The sequence below is a fragment of the Vibrio sp. Vb1026 genome, from assembly GCF_033338745.1.
In the GTDB taxonomy this organism is placed as follows: Bacteria; Pseudomonadota; Gammaproteobacteria; order Enterobacterales; family Vibrionaceae; genus Vibrio; species Vibrio alginolyticus.
The window spans coordinates 23,870-41,739 of the sequence record NZ_JAWOTH010000003.1 but is presented as its reverse complement, the minus strand read 5'-3'; the positions used below and the strand labels follow the sequence as shown (position 1 = coordinate 41,739).

The following is a 17,870-nucleotide window of genomic DNA, read 5'->3' as shown; positions in this document are numbered from 1 at the left end:
TTATGCCTCCTGCTCTTTTGACTTCGCGTTTTTCTTCGGCGATTTACGGAAGCGGTAGCGTTTATCAGAAATCGCTAGTGCGCCGCCTAATGCCATAATCAAAGAGCCAGCCCAAATCCAACGAACGAACGGTTTATAGTAAATACGAACAGCCCAAGATCGGTTGTCGTCTAAGCGTTCACCCATTGCAATGTATAGGTCGCGGCTAATACCACGGTCAATGGCTGCTTCAGTCATCATAGACTTAGCCGTACGGTAGAAGCGCTTCTCTGCGTGAAGCGTATTCACGTATTTGCCATCATGTGTGATCTCAAAGTCTGCGATGTAGCCATCGTAGTTTGGACCATCTTTATCACGCAAGCCTGAGAAGTAGAAATCATAACCTTGAATTTGAAAGTGTTCGCCAGGTGCTAAACGTACATCTCGCTCGATGCTGTAGTTCTGTACCATCGCAATACCGATAACAGATACCGCCAGACCAACATGACCCAACATCATTGCCCAGTGGCTACGTTGCAGCTTGCGAACACCTTCACTAAAGCTATGACGGTGCGTTGCGCGCTCGTACAGTTCAAAGCCATGCATCGCAATAATCCAAATCGCCATCACCCAACCAATGTAAGCCATGGTTGAGAAGAAATCGGCAAACAGGTACACGCATAGCGCGGCCAAGGCGAAAGCAAGCACACCTGAAACGAGCATTGGTTTCACAAGTTTAGATAAATTGTCTCGCTTCCAGCGAATAAGAGGACCAATACCAAGCAGAAAAGCAAATGGCATCATTAACCACGCAAATAGCATGTCAAAGAATGGCGCACCGATAGAGACCGACCCCAAACCAAGCTGCTTGTGTACGAGCGGCAACAGTGTCCCCACTAACACCACAACAAGAGCGGCGATAAGTAATACGTTGTTGGCTAAGAGCGCATTTTCACGTGAGACTAAGTCGAAGTTACCTCGTACACGCACTGCTGCCCCTTTTACGGCAAACAGCAATAAAGAGCCGCCGATAACGAAAACGAGGAAGCCTAGAATAAACATACCGCGCGACGGGTCAGACGCGAACGCGTGCACCGATACTAAAATACCGGAACGGACTAAGAAGGTGCCCAACAAACTCAACGAAAATGCAGAGATTGCCAATAGTACCGTCCACGCTTTAAATGTGCCGCGTTTTTCTGTCACGGCAAGAGAGTGCATTAATGCGGTACCCGCTAACCAAGGCATGAATGATGCGTTTTCTACTGGGTCCCAGAACCACCAGCCACCCCAGCCAAGTTCGTAGTAAGCCCACCAAGAACCTAGTGCGATACCAAGTGTTAAAAATACCCATGCTGCGGTTGTCCAAGGACGAGACCAACGAGCCCAAGCCGTGTCAAGGCGTCCGGTCATTAGGGATGCGATCGCAAAAGAGAACGCAACCGAGAAACCAACATAGCCCATGTAAAGCATTGGCGGGTGAACAATTAAACCAGGGTCTTGAAGCAGAGGGTTCAAGTCACGTCCGTCAACCGGGAAGAACGGTAACGTACGTAGGAATGGATTTGACGTTAGGATGATAAACAGTAGGAAACCCACTGAGATCATGCCCATAACAGCAAGTACACGTGCAACCGACTCTTGCGGCATACCACGACTAAACGTCGCTACAGCGACAGTCCAAGCAGCTTGGATTAAAACCCATAGCAACAGTGAACCTTCGTGCGCACCCCATACTGCGGTTAAACGGTAGTACCAAGGAAGCTGACTATTCGAGTTGCTCGCTACATACTGTAACGTGAAGTCGTTGGTATAAAATCCCCAACATAAAATGGCGAAAGAGAACAACAGCATCAGGAACATAGACCAAGATAGCGGTCGCGCTGTGTTCATGAGCATGGTGTTATTATTCGATGCTCCCCACAATGGCAATACGCTCAACAACACTGCCATTGCAAGCGAAAGAATGAGAGCAAAGTGACCGATTTCAGCAATCATTGGCCGCTTCCTTGTTTCTGTTCGGTGCTGTATTGAAGCGGTTCATGCGTTTTCTTCATCGCTTCTGCAATTTCTGGTGGCATGTATTCTTCATCGTGCTTCGCTAGGACCTCAAATGCCTCAACTGTCGTGGCATCTTTCAGTACACCTTGAGCAACAATCCCCTGCCCTTCACGGAACAAGTCAGGAAGAATACCGTCATAGGTAATCGTCACTTTCGGACCGACATCGTGCAGGTCAAAACTCACTTTCAAAGAATTAGGATCTCGACGAACTGAGCCCACAACCACCATTCCACCGATACGCAGACGCTGGCCTACTTCTGGCTTGGTGCCATCTGGCTTACCATTAACCAATTCCGTTGGAGTGTAGAAAAGGTCCATATTTTGGTTAAGCGCATAAAGTATCAAACCAATGGTGGCACTAATACCGATAAAGATCGCTAGTACAATACCTAGCCTCTTTTTACGTCTCGGGTTCATAAGGTGTTCTCCATGTTCTTCGCTGCGTCGATACGAGCTTGACGGTCAATTTTTGCTTTCACTTCTTTCAATAATGCATCACCGCGGCGAAGGCTAGTGATCAGAAGAATCAGCATGGATAAGAAAGTAATACCAAACGCACTCCATACGTATGATGCGTAGCCACCCATGGCAAAAAAGTCGCTCAGAGATTCAAAATGCATAATCAGTTACCTCACTGAGTTTGTTCTGTTGCGAGTTTGCGCACCCAAGGGCGGTGACTTTCTTTACTGATGATTTCGTTACGAAAACGGACCATCGTCACGGCACCAAAGAAGAACGCAAAGCCAAAGATGTTCAGCAATAACGGCCAAAGCATGTCGGATGAAATAGAAGGTTGTTCAAATTTCGTGATCGTCGCACCTTGATGAAGCGTGTTCCACCATTCCACGGAAAAGTGAATGATAGGTAGGTTTACTACGCCTACGATCGCTAAGATACCAGCGGCTTTTGCAGCGGTTTTTTGATCGTCAAACGCATGGTAGAGCGCAATCACACCAAGGTAGAGAAATAGCAGAATCAATTCAGATGTAAGACGGGCATCCCATACCCACCAAGTGCCCCACATAGGCTTGCCCCAAACAGCACCTGTAAGTAGAGCAATAAAAGTAAATACTGCACCAATCGGAGCCATCGCAAGTGCCGCCATATCAGATAGGCGAACTTGCCATACTAGGCCAATAAATGCAGCGATCGCCATCGACATATAAACGCCCATAGACCAAATAGCTGATGGGACATGAATGTAGATGATTCGGAAACTGTCACCTTGTTGGTAATCTGAAGGCGCAAATGCAAGCCCCCAAACCGTACCAACCGATAAGCATACGAGGGCCAATACAGAAAACCAAGGCAGAAACTTACCACTCAAACGATAAGCTGCTTCTGGCTTGGCATAAGGATGTAGCCATTTCCACATGTTTTGTTCTCACTCTTACTTCAGGGACACTGTCTAAAGGGTTGAGACCGTAGCAGTGCTTTAATAATAATTCTTTGATCAAGCGCCGCTTCATTGGCACTTTATTGAGTTAGTTAACACTAACTCGTAATGCGGCACTGATGGCAAAAGGCGTTAATGTCATCGCCCCCATTAGCATCGCACCTAAAATCGCTAGTTGACCGTTATACGCCATACCGAGTGCGGCAGCATCAATTGCCGATGTTGCGAAAATCAAAATTGGGATGTAGAGCGGAAGAATAAGCAAACTCAAAAGAACGCCACCCTTTTGCAACCCAACAGTCAACGCCACACCAATGGCGCCAATAAAACTTAGTGTTGGTGTACCGATCATCAAGGTTAATACAACCGATAGCCAAGTATTGAAGTCGAGCGAAAGTAAAACCGCCAATAATGGGCTAATTAAAATCAGAGGTAACCCTGTTAACAACCAATGTGCTATGACCTTTGAAACCACTACAAGTTGCAATGGAATCGGCATTAGCATCATTTGTTCTAGTGCACCGTCTTGAAAATCATCACGAAATAGACGCTCTAATGATAATAAGGCGGACAGCAATGCGGCAACCCAAACGATGCCCGCTGCAATACGTGCTAACAAATTAGGTTCTGGTCCAATACTCAGAGGAAAGAGAGTAATGACAATAATAAAGAACCACAGCGGGTTCAGAATGTCTGCCTGACGGCGAAATGCGATTAGGAGCTCACGACGAATGATGGTGGTCATCGAGGAAATCATATCAGTCACCCAGCTTTATTTTTCTAAGTTTCGGGCTGTCCGCAAACATATCTTGATGCGTCGTCAAGACAACAATACCGCCATTATCAGCATGACTTGCGAACAAAGATTCAAGCACCTTGACGCCTTGCTTATCAATGGCAGTCAACGGCTCATCTAAAATCCATAAAATTTGCTTACTGAGCCATAACCTTGCCAATGCGACTCGTCGTTGCTGACCTGCGGAAAGTTGTGCTACAGGTACATCTTCTCGACCAGCTAATCCTACTTGAGTCAAAGCGATGAAGATTTCTTCGTCTGAAGAGCGATTATTTTGAATAGATTGATAAAAACGTAAGTTTTCTAATGCGGTAAGCTCTCGTTTCACTCCTGTTTGATGTCCTAAGAAAAGCAGATCTTGATGGAAAACATCACGAGATTTTTCAACCTCTTCGCCTTTCCATTTAATGACACCTTCTTCTCTATCACCTAACCCTGTCACAATCCGTAGCAATGTAGTTTTACCAGTACCATTACGCCCTTCGATCTGGACCAATTCACCAGGCTTAATTTCAAACTGCAGGTTTTCAAACAGAACCCTTTCATCACGGATTGCTGTCAGGTTAGACACTTCTAACATAGAGCTTCAACTAAAAAATGAACGAGCCGCTATATTAGCACAGCTTAGTTATGACAAAACAGGATAAGAGGGCTAGGTTACATGTAAGTTCATGTATTTTTGTTAATTAATCATCACACTTTAATAAAATTAACTATAAGTAGTTATAAGCGCTCATTTTGAATTTGAGAGGCCAGAACTAAGAGCAAGATCGACTGAAGGTTGTCTAGGGTTGTATTTAAGAAGAGCATTAGCGGCTAAAAACAAAAAAAGAGGCGTAATAACGCCTCTTTTTTATCGCTTGATAACCTTTAGCGTCGACGACGTCCACGCGCTGGATATTCTGCGTCATCTGATGGCTGACCACTTAATGGTGGAATCTTCTCTTTCCCCGCCAGTTTCTTCTGCAGTGAAAGCATCAACTCAGCTTCGGCTTTTGGTAGTTCGCACTCTTCAATCAGCTCGTTGATATCAGCGCCAAGCTGTACCATTTTAGAAGCACGACTATACAAGCGACCATCAGTATCAGCGTGTTCGAGTTCGCGAATTCTCTCGTTTAAGTGCTGAATAATGTCTTGTTGCTCCGTCACTTTTTGTCCAAGACCAACGACAACCGAGCGCACTTCGAGTAACTGCTTACTCAACTTTTGCACTTCTTTATCTGCGTGTCGAGATTGAGCTCGTTGTTGGTCTAACTGCTTTTGTAACCCCGAGCGAATCCGCAGTTGCAAAACAACCAATACTAACACGATAAAAGCGACGCCACCCGCAAGGAATGGAGCAGATAAAAGAGTCTCTTCAGCCATCATCATTCAGCCATTAAAGGTGAGCCATCTCGTCCCACTCGTCATCTGTTAGCAGCTTGTTCAAATCCACAAGGATAAGAAGCTTGCCGTCACGGTTGCTCACACCCTGGATGAACTTCGCACTCTCGTCGGTACCAACTGAAGGCGTCGTATCAATTTCAGAAGAACGCAGATAAACGACTTCTGCCACGCTATCTACTAAGATACCAATCACTTGACGCTCAGACTCGATCACAATAATACGAGTGTTGTCGGTGACTTCGCCTTCCATCAGGCCAAAACGTGAACGTGTATCGATAACAGTAACTACATTACCGCGTAGGTTGATGATACCAAGTACATAATCTGGTGCACCTGGAACAGGGGCAATTTCAGTATAACGAAGTACTTCACGAACTTGCATTACGTTGATGCCGTACGTTTCTTCTTCTAGCTGGAACGTCACCCACTGAAGAACTTCGTCATTCGATGCATCTTTCTTCACTTCTACTTCAAAAGCTTGAGACATAGTTAATCCTCGTTAATGTCGTTCCCGACTTAAATCTAATTCAGTGATTTGACATCTAAACCGGCGTTTAGCATGTCAATGAGCGCCTGGACATGAATTAAGGCACACATTTTTTCTTTTACCATGCCCGCTAGCCAAGGGCGTTTACCCGCCTGCTCACGCCAGCGAACCTTGTCGATATTAAGCGTTTCAGTCCCCATTAATTGGTTACTGGCCAACCCCCACATGCTCTCACCAAGCATGACGACATATTGGTAGTTATCTTTATAGCTATCATCACGAAGCTTATCTGCCATCACCCATTTCGCGGTATCGACGACATCAAACTGTTGCTCGCGATTTGTTTGTAGCCCCAAATACCAGGCGGGTTTTCCTATCAAATGGTTAAGCTCGCTAATGCGATGAATACCACCTAACTCATCAAGAGGTACAGCAAACGTGACACCATTCACATCAAAGTAAAGAACTTGGAAGTCCTCACTTCGCTTCGTGCTTTCCCAGACCGTTGGTATATCGGAATCTGCTTGTGTTTCGAGTTCAGTATCGACGTTCGATTCTATATTGATACTTTGTTCGATCACTGCGTGAGGTTCATCCACCTCTGGTTGCGCTTCCTCAAAAACTGGCTCATCAATCACCCAGTCCTGTATTTCCTCAACACCCTGAAGCTCAGGCACCTCACTAAAGGTTTGTACCTCAGGCTCAGCCGCTTTTATCTCTGCGGCAATATCAATCGTATTTTGTTCAAGAATACTATCAATATCCAACTCAGCCACTGGGTTGCTTGCTTCAAGCTGACTTAATAGCCTTTGAACATCTTCCAGGTTTGGAGCTTCCAACTCTGGCGGATATGTTTCTTGAAACTGGTACGTTTCTGGCTCCGAGTATTGTAGCTGTAATTCTGGCTCTGCAGATGATACCTCTTGAGCCAACAGGTCAAGGTCTTCCTCAAGAGTCGTTATTTCAGTTTCATCATCCAGTAATGCATTAAAGTAGTCATCAAGTGCTTGTTCACTGGACAGCACATCATTACTGCTCATCGAACGCCAACCTCTCCAGGTAAATCAGTAGCTGTTTATAGGCAAACACACCACGGCTACCAGATGCAAAATGCGAAGCTGGCAAGTGCTTTAAACTGGCATCGCGGAACTTGGTATCAATAGGCACCGCTGAGGTCCACACTTGATTTGGGTAATCTTTTTTCAGTTGCATCAATGTCTGCAATGACGCTTTCGTGCGCTTATCGTACATGGTTGGGACGATAGTCACTTTGAAACCGCCCGGGCGAGATTTTTGCATAATGGTTAGCGTACGCATCATGCGCTCTAGACCTTTCATTGCCAAAAACTCTGTTTGAACAGGAATCAAAATTCGGTCACTGGCTGCCAACGCGTTCACCATCATCACGCCAAGGATTGGCGGACAATCAATCAACACATAGTCATAGTCTTGTGAGACAGTTTGCAGCGCCCGTTTTAAGATTAATCCCATACCACTGCGATTACCCATTACGCGATCAAGCGTGGCAAGGGACATATGCGCGGGAATGATATCCATTCCTTCCAGCTCTGTTTCTAAAATCAACGGCTTAACCGTCTCACGAGAAAACGTCTTCAACTGGAATAAATCAAATAGGCTCGAAGTTACTGCATCAGGATCATAACCGAGATAAGTAGTCAGTGAGGCGTGAGGATCAGTATCAACCATCAATACTCGATGGCCTTTCTGGCTCAATAAGCCCGCCAATGTCACTGTTGAGGTGGTTTTACCCACGCCTCCTTTCTGGTTAGCTACACTCCAAACAATCATGATGAATCCTAAGCTAGGCCAACTTCCACCAACATGCGTTCAGCAATGCGGTCAAGCGGTAAATCTTCTGAAGAAATGCCTGCTTTAGCAACCGCTTGGGGCATGCCATAAACAACACAACTTTCTTCATCTTGTGCCCAAATTGTTGAGCCTGAAGACTTCAACATGCGAGCGCCCTCACGACCGTCTGCACCCATGCCTGTCAACACTAAAGAGAGCACTTTGTCGCCATATACTTTTGCGGCAGAACCAAAAGTCACATCCACACATGGTTTGTAGTTCATGCGGTCGCCGCCATCAATAATGCGAAGACGAGCAGCGCCCGCTCGTCCATCTACCATCATTTGTTTCCCACCTGGTGCAAGGTATGCCACACCGGGCTGTAACACATCGCCATCTTGTGCTTCTTTCACTTGAATCTTACACAAGGTGTTCAAACGACTGGCAAACGCAGCAGTAAACGTTGCTGGCATGTGTTGAATCAATACAATCGGATGCGGATAGTTCATCGGCAAGCGCGTCAGAATTTTTTGTAGAGCAACGGGGCCACCTGTTGATGTGCCAATTGCCGTCAGTTGATACTTCTTACCAGAAGCACGGTACTTTGTCGCAGCAGGTCGAGTTGGTGTTGGAGTCACAGGTGAAGCCGTTCTTGAACCTAATGATCGAGTAGTCGTGCTGGTACTCGCTGTTGGGCGAGCGATAGGTCGACGCATGAAAGCGCGCTTCGAGGCAATCTGAATCACACGCTGTTGAAGTAATGACACCGCTTCTTCACGGTTACGCGCAATGTCCTCAAACTTTTTCGGTAAGAAGTCCAATGCGCCCGCATCTAGCGCATCAAGCGTAGCTTTCGCCCCGTCGTGGGTCAGGGACGAAAACATTAGAATTGGCGTTGGAGCAGCGGCCATAATTTCACGTACAGCTGTAATGCCATCCATCACTGGCATTTCAATATCCATCGTGATGACGTCAGGTTTGAGAGATTTGGCTTTCTCAACCGCCTCTCTGCCATTTACCGCAACGTCAATCACTTCTAGGCGCGATTCTGAGTTGATGATTTCGCTCACGCGACGTCGGAAAAAACTCGAATCATCAACGACTAGTACTTTAATCGCCATCTTATTCCTTTTAATAACGTCAGCTTTGCTTAAAGGCGTGAAGCCGCAGCATATCGCTTAAGTAAATCAGGCACATCTAGAATTAATGCAATATGGCCATCGCTAGTAATTGTCGCACCAGCCATACCTGGAGTGCCCTGTAATAGATTATCGAGTGGCTTAATAACCACTTCTTCTTGACCAATAAGCGTATCCACAACAAAACCAACGCGCTGGTTACCAATCTGTACAATCACCACGTGACCGTGACCAGTACGCTCTTGGACGCTTTGCGATTTGGATGCCAACCAGTTTTGTAAGTAAAATAGTGGGATAGATTTCTCACGCACAATGATCGTCAACTGACCATCTACCACGTTTGTACGGCTAAGATCTAAGTGGAAAATTTCACTCACCGAAGCCAGTGGTAGAGCAAACGGATGACCGCCAACACCGACCATCAGAGTCGGTAAAATCGCTAACGTTAGTGGTACTTTGATCGTAATCTTAGTGCCCTTGCCTAGCTCAGAATCGATATCGATTGAACCGTTTAAGGTATTGATCGCCGTCTTAACCACGTCCATACCCACACCACGACCAGAAATGTCAGAAATTTTATCTTTACTTGAGAAGCCAGGTGCGAAGATAAGGTTGAAGCACTCTTTATCTGTTAAACGTGCCGCCGCATCTTCATCCATCATGCCACGCTTCACCGCGATGCCACGCAGTTTGTTCGGGTCCATACCGCCACCATCATCTACGATGGATAGTTCAATATGGTCCCCTTCTTGCGATGCTGACAAAATCACTTTACCTGTGCGTGATTTGCCGGCCTTCGCGCGTGCGTCTGGCATTTCAATACCGTGATCAACCGAGTTACGTACCAAGTGAATCAACGGATCGGCCAATGCTTCTACAAGGTTCTTATCGAGATCGGTTTCTTCACCGCGCATTTCTAGCACGATGTCTTTATTTAGGTTACGAGCCAAGTCACGGACAACGCGCGGGAAACGGCCAAACACTTTCTTAATTGGCTGCATACGCGTTTTCATTACCGCGCCTTGTAGATCCGCAGTTACCACATCAAGGTTAGCGACCGCTTTGGACATCTCTTCGTTGTCGCTATTCAAACCAAGGCTTAATAGGCGGTTTCGAACCAATACGAGCTCACCCACCATGTTCATGATGGTATCAAGCGTCGAGGTATCAACACGAACGGTTGCTTCAGCCTGAGGTTTTTTAACCGCTGGTGCTTTAGCTTCTTCTTTTACGGCGACTGGTTTAGATTCTGGCTTTGGTGCTGGCGCTGTTTGAACGGGTGCTGGCTTAGCAACAGGCTCAGGTTTCGCAGGGCTTTGCTCTACGTTTGCTGAAGCAGGCTTCGTTGCCATATCCAATTCTTCTAGCGTTGGACCTTTACCTGAACCATGTAGCTCATCGAGTAACTTTTCGAACTCTTCGTCCGTCATTAAGTCACTGTCTTGATTTGATGAAGATGACACTGGAGCGGAAGGCTCTGCCGCTTTAGGTGGCTCTACTGGTACGGATGCAGCAGCCTCTGCCGTAGAAGGGCTTTTTCCTACACCGTGCAGTTCATCGAGTAAACGTTCAAACTCATCATCAGTGATATCACCACTTTCAACTGATGGTGCACTCGATTGAGGCGGTTCAGATGGCGTTGTAGGTGTCGCAGACATTGAGTTGCCTGGCGCTGAACCTTTACCATGAAGCTCATCCAATAGCTTTTCGAATTCGTCTTGGGTAATTTCATCAACAGAGCCGACACTTGATGGTGCTGACGGTGCAGCAGGTTCTTCGATGATAGGCTCGGGAATAATAGGTTCTGGAGTAGCCACTGGTTCTTCAACTACGGTTGCCGCTACTTCATCTTCTGACTCAGGTTTGCATAGACGATGAAGTTCTTCAAGAAGCTCAGGGTCCGCAGCTTCTAACGGCTCACGATCTTGAACAGCCTGGAACTGGGTATTAACCGTATCCAAGGCTTTTAGCATCGTATCCATTAAGTTTTGCGTTACCGTGCGTTGACCGTTTCGTAAAACGTCGAACACGTTCTCCGCACCATGACAAGTATCGACTAGCTCTGCCAATGAAAGGAAGCCGGCACCGCCTTTTACGGTATGAAACCCGCGGAAAATAGCATTAAGTAAGTCTTTGTCTTCTGGGTTATTTTCCAATTCAACCAACTGCTCAGAAAGCAGCTCGAGAATTTCCCCAGCCTCAATGAGAAAGTCCTGAAGAATATCTTCGTCTAAATCGTAGCTCATACGTTACCTTTAAAATCCAAGACTGGACAACAAGTCATCGACTTCGTCCTGCGATGAAACCGCATCTTCTCTCAGTTCTGGATGAAGAATCGGGCCTTCGGCTTCGCTTGTTTGTGTATTCTTTTTATCTGCCGGTTCTGACAAAACTTGAATGTGTTCTTCAAGTTTATTTCCAGAGAATACGGTTAGGATTTCCACTAAGCGGCCTTCAACTTCATTAACCAACGTAATTACGCGGCGAATGATTTGGCCAGTTAGGTCTTGGAAGTCTTGCGCCATGAGAATTTCGGTCAATTGGCCGCGCAATTCAGTGCTGTCACCTTCGACTTGCACTAATAGCCCGTCAATTCGGTGGCACAGTGCTTTAAATTCGCTTAATTCTATGCGCCCGTGCATGAGTTCATTCCATTGAGGACGAACTTTTAGAAGGCAATCATGCAGGTTATCAGCGATAGGAAGGCAGCAGTCGACCGCATCCATTGTTTTGTTGGCTGCAAGCTCTGTCTTCTCGATCACATAATTGAGACGATCCCTAGCGTTAGGGATTTCGTCTTTCGCAATTTCGGTCATGCGCTGATCGAGACTGAACTGCTTGAGTGATTCGTGAAGGTCTCGAGTTAACGCTCCAATTTCTTGCAGCATTGGGTTATCGGCACCTTCGTAGATCGAGGCAACAAGCATATTGGCTTGGTCTTGTTCCCCGTTTTCTAGCATTTGAACGAGTGACTTCGCCTGCTCTAGTGAGATCATTCTGAATAGACCCTTTTACGTTTAGTTCTTCTTATCACTTTGAAAACGCTAAACGAGTCATTTAATAGGTATTTAATAATTGGTATGAATGACTCGAATAACAAAGAGAAAGAGAGAGTTATAAACGCTCGAAAATTTTATCTAATTTTTCTTTTAATGTTGCAGCAGTAAATGGCTTAACAATGTAGCCGTTTACACCTGCTTGAGCAGCTTCAATGATCTGCTCACGCTTCGCTTCAGCCGTGATCATTAGAACTGGCAGATGCTTAAGTTCTGCATCCGCGCGGATGTGTTTAAGCAAATCGATGCCTTGCATACCTGGCATGTTCCAGTCAGTTACAACAAAATCGAAGTCACCTTTTTTCAGCATTGGTAATGCGGTTAAACCATCGTCCGCTTCTTGAGTGTTATTGAAACCCAAGTCACGAAGCAGGTTTTTAACAATACGGCGCATTGTTGAGAAATCATCAACAATAAGGATCTTCATGTTTTTATTCAAAATTGCCTCCACTGAATCGTAAAATCAGTGTTTTTAGTCATTTTGTGTCCACGCACTGAGCTTGGTACGTAAACGTTGCATCGCTTGACTCAGTATTTGACTTACGCGAGATTCGCTTACGCCTAACACATCGCCAATTTCTTTCAAATTGAGTTCTTCATCATAATAAAGCGAAAGAACCAAAGCTTCACGCTCTGGAAGCTGTTTTATTGATTCAACCAGTGCTTTTCGAAATGATTCATCAACTACCCCTTTGAATGGGTTGCTGTCATCGGTTTCATCCGCCGGTGAAATCACATCATCAGAAACGCCTAAATCTTCAATACCGACTAATTTTGAGCAGTTGATATCGGTAAGAGCACTATGATATTGATCCAGTGTCATACCGAGATGCGTGGCTACTTCAGAATCAGTAGGATCTCGATTTAATTCGCCTTCCAGCTCCGCAATCGCTTGGTTAATCTCTCGATTATTTTTATGAACAGAACGCGGTACCCAATCGCCTTTACGCATGTCATCTAACATTGCGCCACGAATACGGATACCTGCATAAGTTTCAAAGCTCGCACCTTTAGAACCATCATAATTCTGCTGAGCTTCGATAAGACCGATCATGCCGGCCTGAATTAAATCCTCTACCTGAACACTCGGCGGTAAACGGCCTAGTAGGTGGTGAGCAATGCGCTTAACCAACACTGAATAACGTTCAATGAACGCCTGCTGGCTATTAAATTTGCCATGTTGGTCATAGGTTATCGCTTTATTCACCAAAAGGGTCCTCTGCGAATTCGGTACGATTTAGCAACCTTTCCACAAAAAATTCCAAGTGTCCACTTGGTGTTTTCGGTAGTGGCCACGTCAACGCTTTGTTTGCTAGTGAGCTGATAGCTAAAGCGGCAGGCGAGCGTGGGAACGCATCAACGACAATTTTTTGTCTTTTTACAGCCTGTCGTACTTTATCATCTAATGGAATACATGCTACGAGTTCAAGGCTAACATTCAAGAATCGCTCTGTGACTAGTGTCAACTTTGCAAACAATTCTCGCCCTTCACGGTAGCTTCTGACCATATTTGCTACAACTTTAAAGCGTTGAACTTGGTGTTCTTTACTCAACAGCTTGATTAATGCATAGGCATCTGTGATTGACGTCGGTTCATCACACACAACTACAACCACATCTTGAGCTGCTCGCGAAAAACTGATTACCATGTCAGAGATACCAGCAGCGGTATCAATCAGCAGGACATCCATTTCGTCTTCAAGACTACCAAATGCTCGGATGAGTCCGGCATGCTGAGCGTGAGAAAGCTCTGTCATGCTCTGTGTGCCAGAAGTTGCAGGAATTATCTTTATACCATAAGGCCCTTCGACAATCGCATCTTTTAGCTCACATTCACCCGCTAAGACATGTCCTAGATTACGTTTTGCACGAATTCCGAGCATCACGTCCACATTGGCCAGACCTAAATCAGCGTCGAGAACCATCACCTTCTTGCCTTGGCGAGCCATACAAATCGCCAGACCCAGTGTTACGTTTGATTTCCCCACACCACCTTTGCCGCCAGTAACAGCAATCACTTTGGTCAACGATGGTTGTGTTAAGCGACGGAGGCCGCTTGCTTGATCGTGTATCATATTCTCAGTCATAGTAGTCCGCCGCCTTAGAGTCCTTCACTGTCACTGTTCCAAAAGTGAGGTTCGTTCTCTGTCGACTTCTCTAACAGTTCATTTGCTTTCGCAAGCATATATTTTGGTTGCGCTATCACAATGTCTTCTGGTACGCGCTGACCATTAGCGATGTAAGCTACTGGCATTGCGTTTTGAATCACTACACTGATGAATTCGCCTAGGCTTAATGACTCATCAAGCTTCGTCATAATACAACCCGAAAGTGGTATACGTCGGAAGTGATCCAGCGTTTCTTGTAGAACACGACGTTGTGCGGTAGCCGGCAAAACAAGGTAGCTGTGAATCACTTCTCCGCTCTCTTGCATTAGAGTGTCGAGCTGCTCGGAAAGCCTCACATCTCGTTGCCCCATCCCTGCCGTATCGACCAAAATCAGTCTTCTGTTTCTTAGCTGATATATAACATCGGCTAACTCGTTAGAATCTTTAGCAACTCTTACGGGACAACCCATGATTCTTCCGTAAATTGAGAGCTGCTCATGTGCACCTATGCGATATGTATCTGTTGTCACAAGGGCCACATTGTCGGCACCGTATTCCATGGCTGCGCGTGCTGCGAGTTTCGCTACGGTTGTTGTTTTCCCAACCCCCGTCGGACCCAACAATGCGACTACGCCACCACGTTTTAAAATGTCCTGTTTAGGAATATTGATTTGATCCGCCACCAGCGACAATAACGCTTTCCACGCTCGCGCTGGCTTTGTATCTTCCGGGATGTAACAGGCCATCTGGTCTGCTAACTCCGGAGAAACGCCCATTCGCTCTAAGCGCTTAATCAGCATTGCTCTTAGAGGCTCACGGCGTTCTACTTCTTGCCACATCAGGCCAGAAACTTGGTGCTCCAACAGACGACGAATTGACGTCATCTCTTCGCGCATGCTTTCTAGCTCATCGGCCGATTCGTCACGCTCATCACTTGGGCGACGTCGGTCATAGCGCGTCGGATCCAGCTTGGGCGTCGGACGTTCAAATCGATTATCCTGTGCGATTAGCTTCGCCAAAGGTGAATCTGGTTGATATGGCGCTGGCTTTTCTTGGTTGTAGCCGTCGCGATGCTTATTTTGGCGTTGCAGCAAAGCAGAGAGCGAATCTTCATTTTCCGCTACGTGATCGTCAGCATCTGCTGCACCACCGCTATATTGCTTAAGCATATTAGCGAATCGCTGCGTCATTGAGCCTGTTTTTTCATTGTTACTGTTATTACTGTTCAGGCTAATTTTATCTTCATCTAAATGACGATCTTGGTAACGATCAGCAGAAGACGATGACATTTGACGATGTTCGTTATAGCGATTCGATTGAGAAGCACCGCGATTTTGCTGTGACGCTGCGCTTGCTTGAGACGGATTAGATTCACTATCTATCGCCGCAACAATCGCTACTCCACCAGCCACTTTCTTGTTTGACATGATCACCGCTTCCGCGCCTAAGTCCTCTTTCACTTGGAGCAGCGCCGTTCTCATGTCTTTGGCAAAAAATCGCTTTATTTTCAAACTATGAATCCATTAATGATGCGTGAGATCAGTTACCCACGGCTTGCACAATTCTGATCTGTTTTTCATCCGGGATTTCTTGGTAAGACAGTACCCGGAGATTAGGTATTGTGTTCTTCACAAATTTCGCCAACGTCGAGCGTAATACACCAGAAGTAAGCAGAACGGCAGGTTCGCCTTTCAGTTCTTGTTCCTGTGTCGCTTGGCTTAGTGAAGACTGCAATCGCTCAGCGAGTCCCGGTTCAATCCCCGCGGATTCGCCTCCTGATGCTTGCATAGTTTGATGCAATATTTGTTCCAGTTCAGGTATCAAAGTAATCACTGGTAACTCAGGCTCTATACCATTGATTTCTTGAACAATTAGACGTTTAAGACTAATTCGAACTGCTGCCGTCAATATGTCAGCTTCTTGACTCTTACTTGAGTACTCAGCCAAAGTTTGAACAATCGTGCGAATATCGCGGATTGGAATGGCCTCGTTTAACAAGTTTTGTAGGACTTTCACCACCACACCTAATGGTAATTGGTCAGGAACAAAGTTCTCGACTAACTTAGGCGCGCTGCGTCCCAACATTTCTAATAAATTCTCTACTTCTTCATGGCCAATTAGCTGTGATGCGTTGTTGGTCAATAACTGGCTCAGGTGCGTCGCTAATACCGTTGATGAATCAACAACCGTATAACCTAAGGCTTGCGCGTGCTCACGCTGATCTTCTCGGATCCATACGGCTTCCAGTCCAAAAGCAGGGTCAATGGTTGGCTCACCATCAATCATGCCATACACCTGACCTGGGTTAATCGCTAACTCTTGATCCGGACGAATCTCTGCTTCGCCCACCGCAACCCCCATCAATGTAATTCGGTAACTGTTTGGGGTCAGCTCAAGATTGTCACGAATATGAACCGCTGGAATTAGGAACCCAAAATCTTGCGATAACTTTTTACGCACGCCTTTTACGCGCTCTAACAGTTCCCCACCTTGGTCTCTGTCCACCAAAGGGATTAAGCGATAACCTACTTCCAAGCCAATAATATCGACTGGCTGGACGTCATCCCAAGACAGTTCGCGCTGTGAGGAAGGTTCTGTACCTTCGTCTGCTGTTGCTGGTAAAGCGGGCTCTTTCGCTTTCTGCTTCTGCCGTTTGTCGATGAAATATGCCGCTGCACCGGCCGCGACTGCCAGGCTCAAAAACGCAAAGTGTGGCATGCCCGGTACGATGCCCATCACACCAAGGATAGCCGCAGTAATCATCAGCGCTTTTGGGTTGTCGAACATCTGGAAAACCAGTTGTTCACCCATGTCTTCATCGGTGTTTTGGCGTGTCACCATCATTGCCGCTGCAATTGACAGCAATAGCGATGGGATTTGTGCGACCAAACCATCACCGATTGTCAGTAAGGTATAGATTTCAATCGCTTCACCGAAACCCAATCCATATTGCGCCATACCGATCGACAGACCGCCGACGATGTTGATAAACAGAATCAAAATACCGGCAATCGCGTCACCTTTTACGAACTTCGAGGCACCATCCATCGAGCCATAGAAATCCGCTTCTTTGGTCACTTCAAAACGACGAACTCTTGCCTGCTCTTGGTCTATCAATCCGGCATTCAAGTCCGCATCAATCGCCATTTGCTTACCCGGCAACGCATCAAGCGTAAAGCGAGCACTTACCTCAGAGATACGACCCGCACCTTTGGTCACCACCATAAAGTTGATGATCATTAAGATGAGGAAAACCACTAGGCCGACCGCGTAGTTACCACCAATAACGACGTTACCGAACGCCTCAATTACGTTACCTGCCGCATTACCGCCTTCATGACCATGCAGTAAGACGACACGAGTCGAGGCAACGTTCAAAGCCAAGCGGAGCAACGTGGCGATCAGCAATACCGTTGGAAAAGCAGCGAAGTCCAAAGGGCGACGTGTGTAAACGGTCACTAACAACACCACCATCGACAGCGCGATGTTAAAGGTGAAGAACATATCCAGCAAAAATGCTGGAATCGGCAGTACCACCATCGCTAGGGTGGCCAAAACCATCACCGGAGCACCAATAGCTGGCATTTCACGTTGAGGGATTCGTGGCAATTTATCTGCAAACGGCAGGCTTAACTTCATACTACGAGAGAT

The 17,870-nt window shown here is 46.3% G+C and carries 18 protein-coding genes; all 18 read right to left on the bottom strand.

Annotated elements, in window-relative coordinates; all coding sequences use genetic code 11:
- Window positions 1-1,977: a heme lyase CcmF/NrfE family subunit gene (locus R7E47_RS06745; protein ID WP_017635943.1), complete on the bottom strand. Its 1,977-nt coding sequence runs from the start codon at window positions 1,975-1,977 to the stop codon at window positions 1-3.
- The gene (ccmE, locus tag R7E47_RS06740; RefSeq protein WP_005380516.1) at window positions 1,974-2,459 is read right to left on the bottom strand and encodes a cytochrome c maturation protein CcmE; all 486 of its coding nucleotides are present in this window, start codon (window positions 2,457-2,459) and stop codon (window positions 1,974-1,976) included. The genes R7E47_RS06745 and ccmE overlap by 4 nt, the downstream gene beginning before the upstream one ends.
- On the bottom strand, window positions 2,456-2,662 hold the full coding sequence (gene ccmD / locus R7E47_RS06735) for a heme exporter protein CcmD (RefSeq protein WP_005380515.1): 207 nt from the start codon (window positions 2,660-2,662) through the stop codon (window positions 2,456-2,458). Before ccmD ends, ccmE begins: the two co-directional genes overlap by 4 nt.
- Before the next feature lie 11 nt (window positions 2,663-2,673).
- A complete protein-coding gene (locus tag R7E47_RS06730; RefSeq protein WP_005380513.1) occupies window positions 2,674-3,417 on the bottom strand; it encodes a heme ABC transporter permease in 744 nt (247 codons plus the stop codon).
- 109 nt (window positions 3,418-3,526) lie between these two features.
- Complete coding sequence (ccmB, locus tag R7E47_RS06725) at window positions 3,527-4,195, bottom strand: heme exporter protein CcmB (protein ID WP_005380512.1); 669 nt, start codon at window positions 4,193-4,195, stop codon at window positions 3,527-3,529.
- A 1-nt stretch (window position 4,196) separates the two neighbouring features.
- Window positions 4,197-4,814: a cytochrome c biogenesis heme-transporting ATPase CcmA gene (gene ccmA, locus R7E47_RS06720; protein ID WP_005380511.1), complete on the bottom strand. Its 618-nt coding sequence runs from the start codon at window positions 4,812-4,814 to the stop codon at window positions 4,197-4,199.
- 290 nt (window positions 4,815-5,104) lie between these two features.
- A complete protein-coding gene (locus R7E47_RS06715; protein WP_025998721.1) occupies window positions 5,105-5,599 on the bottom strand; it encodes a DUF2802 domain-containing protein in 495 nt (164 codons plus the stop codon).
- 13 nt (window positions 5,600-5,612) lie between these two features.
- On the bottom strand, window positions 5,613-6,107 hold the full coding sequence (locus R7E47_RS06710) for a chemotaxis protein CheW (RefSeq protein WP_005380507.1): 495 nt from the start codon (window positions 6,105-6,107) through the stop codon (window positions 5,613-5,615).
- Window positions 6,108-6,142: 35 nt separating this feature from the next.
- Window positions 6,143-7,147, bottom strand: a complete 1,005-nt coding sequence (locus R7E47_RS06705; protein WP_318083989.1) for a chemotaxis protein CheW — start codon at window positions 7,145-7,147, stop codon at window positions 6,143-6,145.
- Entirely contained in the window at window positions 7,137-7,916 is a 780-nt protein-coding gene (locus tag R7E47_RS06700; RefSeq protein WP_005380505.1) for a ParA family protein, read from the bottom strand. Before R7E47_RS06700 ends, R7E47_RS06705 begins: the two co-directional genes overlap by 11 nt.
- An 8-nt stretch (window positions 7,917-7,924) precedes the next feature.
- Window positions 7,925-9,037, bottom strand: a complete 1,113-nt coding sequence (locus R7E47_RS06695) for a chemotaxis response regulator protein-glutamate methylesterase (RefSeq protein WP_005380504.1) — start codon at window positions 9,035-9,037, stop codon at window positions 7,925-7,927.
- A 29-nt stretch (window positions 9,038-9,066) separates the two neighbouring features.
- Window positions 9,067-11,301 carry a chemotaxis protein CheA gene (locus R7E47_RS06690; protein WP_318083988.1) on the bottom strand — a complete coding sequence of 745 codons (2,235 nt, stop codon included), beginning with the start codon at window positions 11,299-11,301 and terminating at the stop codon, window positions 9,067-9,069.
- A 9-nt stretch (window positions 11,302-11,310) separates the two neighbouring features.
- Window positions 11,311-12,051, bottom strand: coding sequence for a protein phosphatase CheZ (locus tag R7E47_RS06685; RefSeq protein WP_005380502.1), 741 nt, complete (start codon window positions 12,049-12,051; stop codon window positions 11,311-11,313).
- 118 nt (window positions 12,052-12,169) lie between these two features.
- The gene (cheY, locus tag R7E47_RS06680; protein ID WP_017635949.1) at window positions 12,170-12,538 is read right to left on the bottom strand and encodes a chemotaxis response regulator CheY; all 369 of its coding nucleotides are present in this window, start codon (window positions 12,536-12,538) and stop codon (window positions 12,170-12,172) included.
- Window positions 12,539-12,583: 45 nt separating this feature from the next.
- Complete coding sequence (locus R7E47_RS06675) at window positions 12,584-13,318, bottom strand: RNA polymerase sigma factor FliA (protein WP_005380499.1); 735 nt, start codon at window positions 13,316-13,318, stop codon at window positions 12,584-12,586.
- Complete coding sequence (locus tag R7E47_RS06670; RefSeq protein WP_005380498.1) at window positions 13,311-14,198, bottom strand: MinD/ParA family protein; 888 nt, start codon at window positions 14,196-14,198, stop codon at window positions 13,311-13,313. The genes R7E47_RS06675 and R7E47_RS06670 overlap by 8 nt, the downstream gene beginning before the upstream one ends.
- 14 nt (window positions 14,199-14,212) lie before the next feature.
- On the bottom strand, window positions 14,213-15,730 hold the full coding sequence (gene flhF / locus R7E47_RS06665; RefSeq protein WP_085569739.1) for a flagellar biosynthesis protein FlhF: 1,518 nt from the start codon (window positions 15,728-15,730) through the stop codon (window positions 14,213-14,215).
- 28 nt (window positions 15,731-15,758) lie between these two features.
- On the bottom strand, window positions 15,759-17,858 hold the full coding sequence (flhA, locus tag R7E47_RS06660; protein ID WP_025998722.1) for a flagellar biosynthesis protein FlhA: 2,100 nt from the start codon (window positions 17,856-17,858) through the stop codon (window positions 15,759-15,761).
- Window positions 17,859-17,870: the final 12 nt, after the last annotated feature.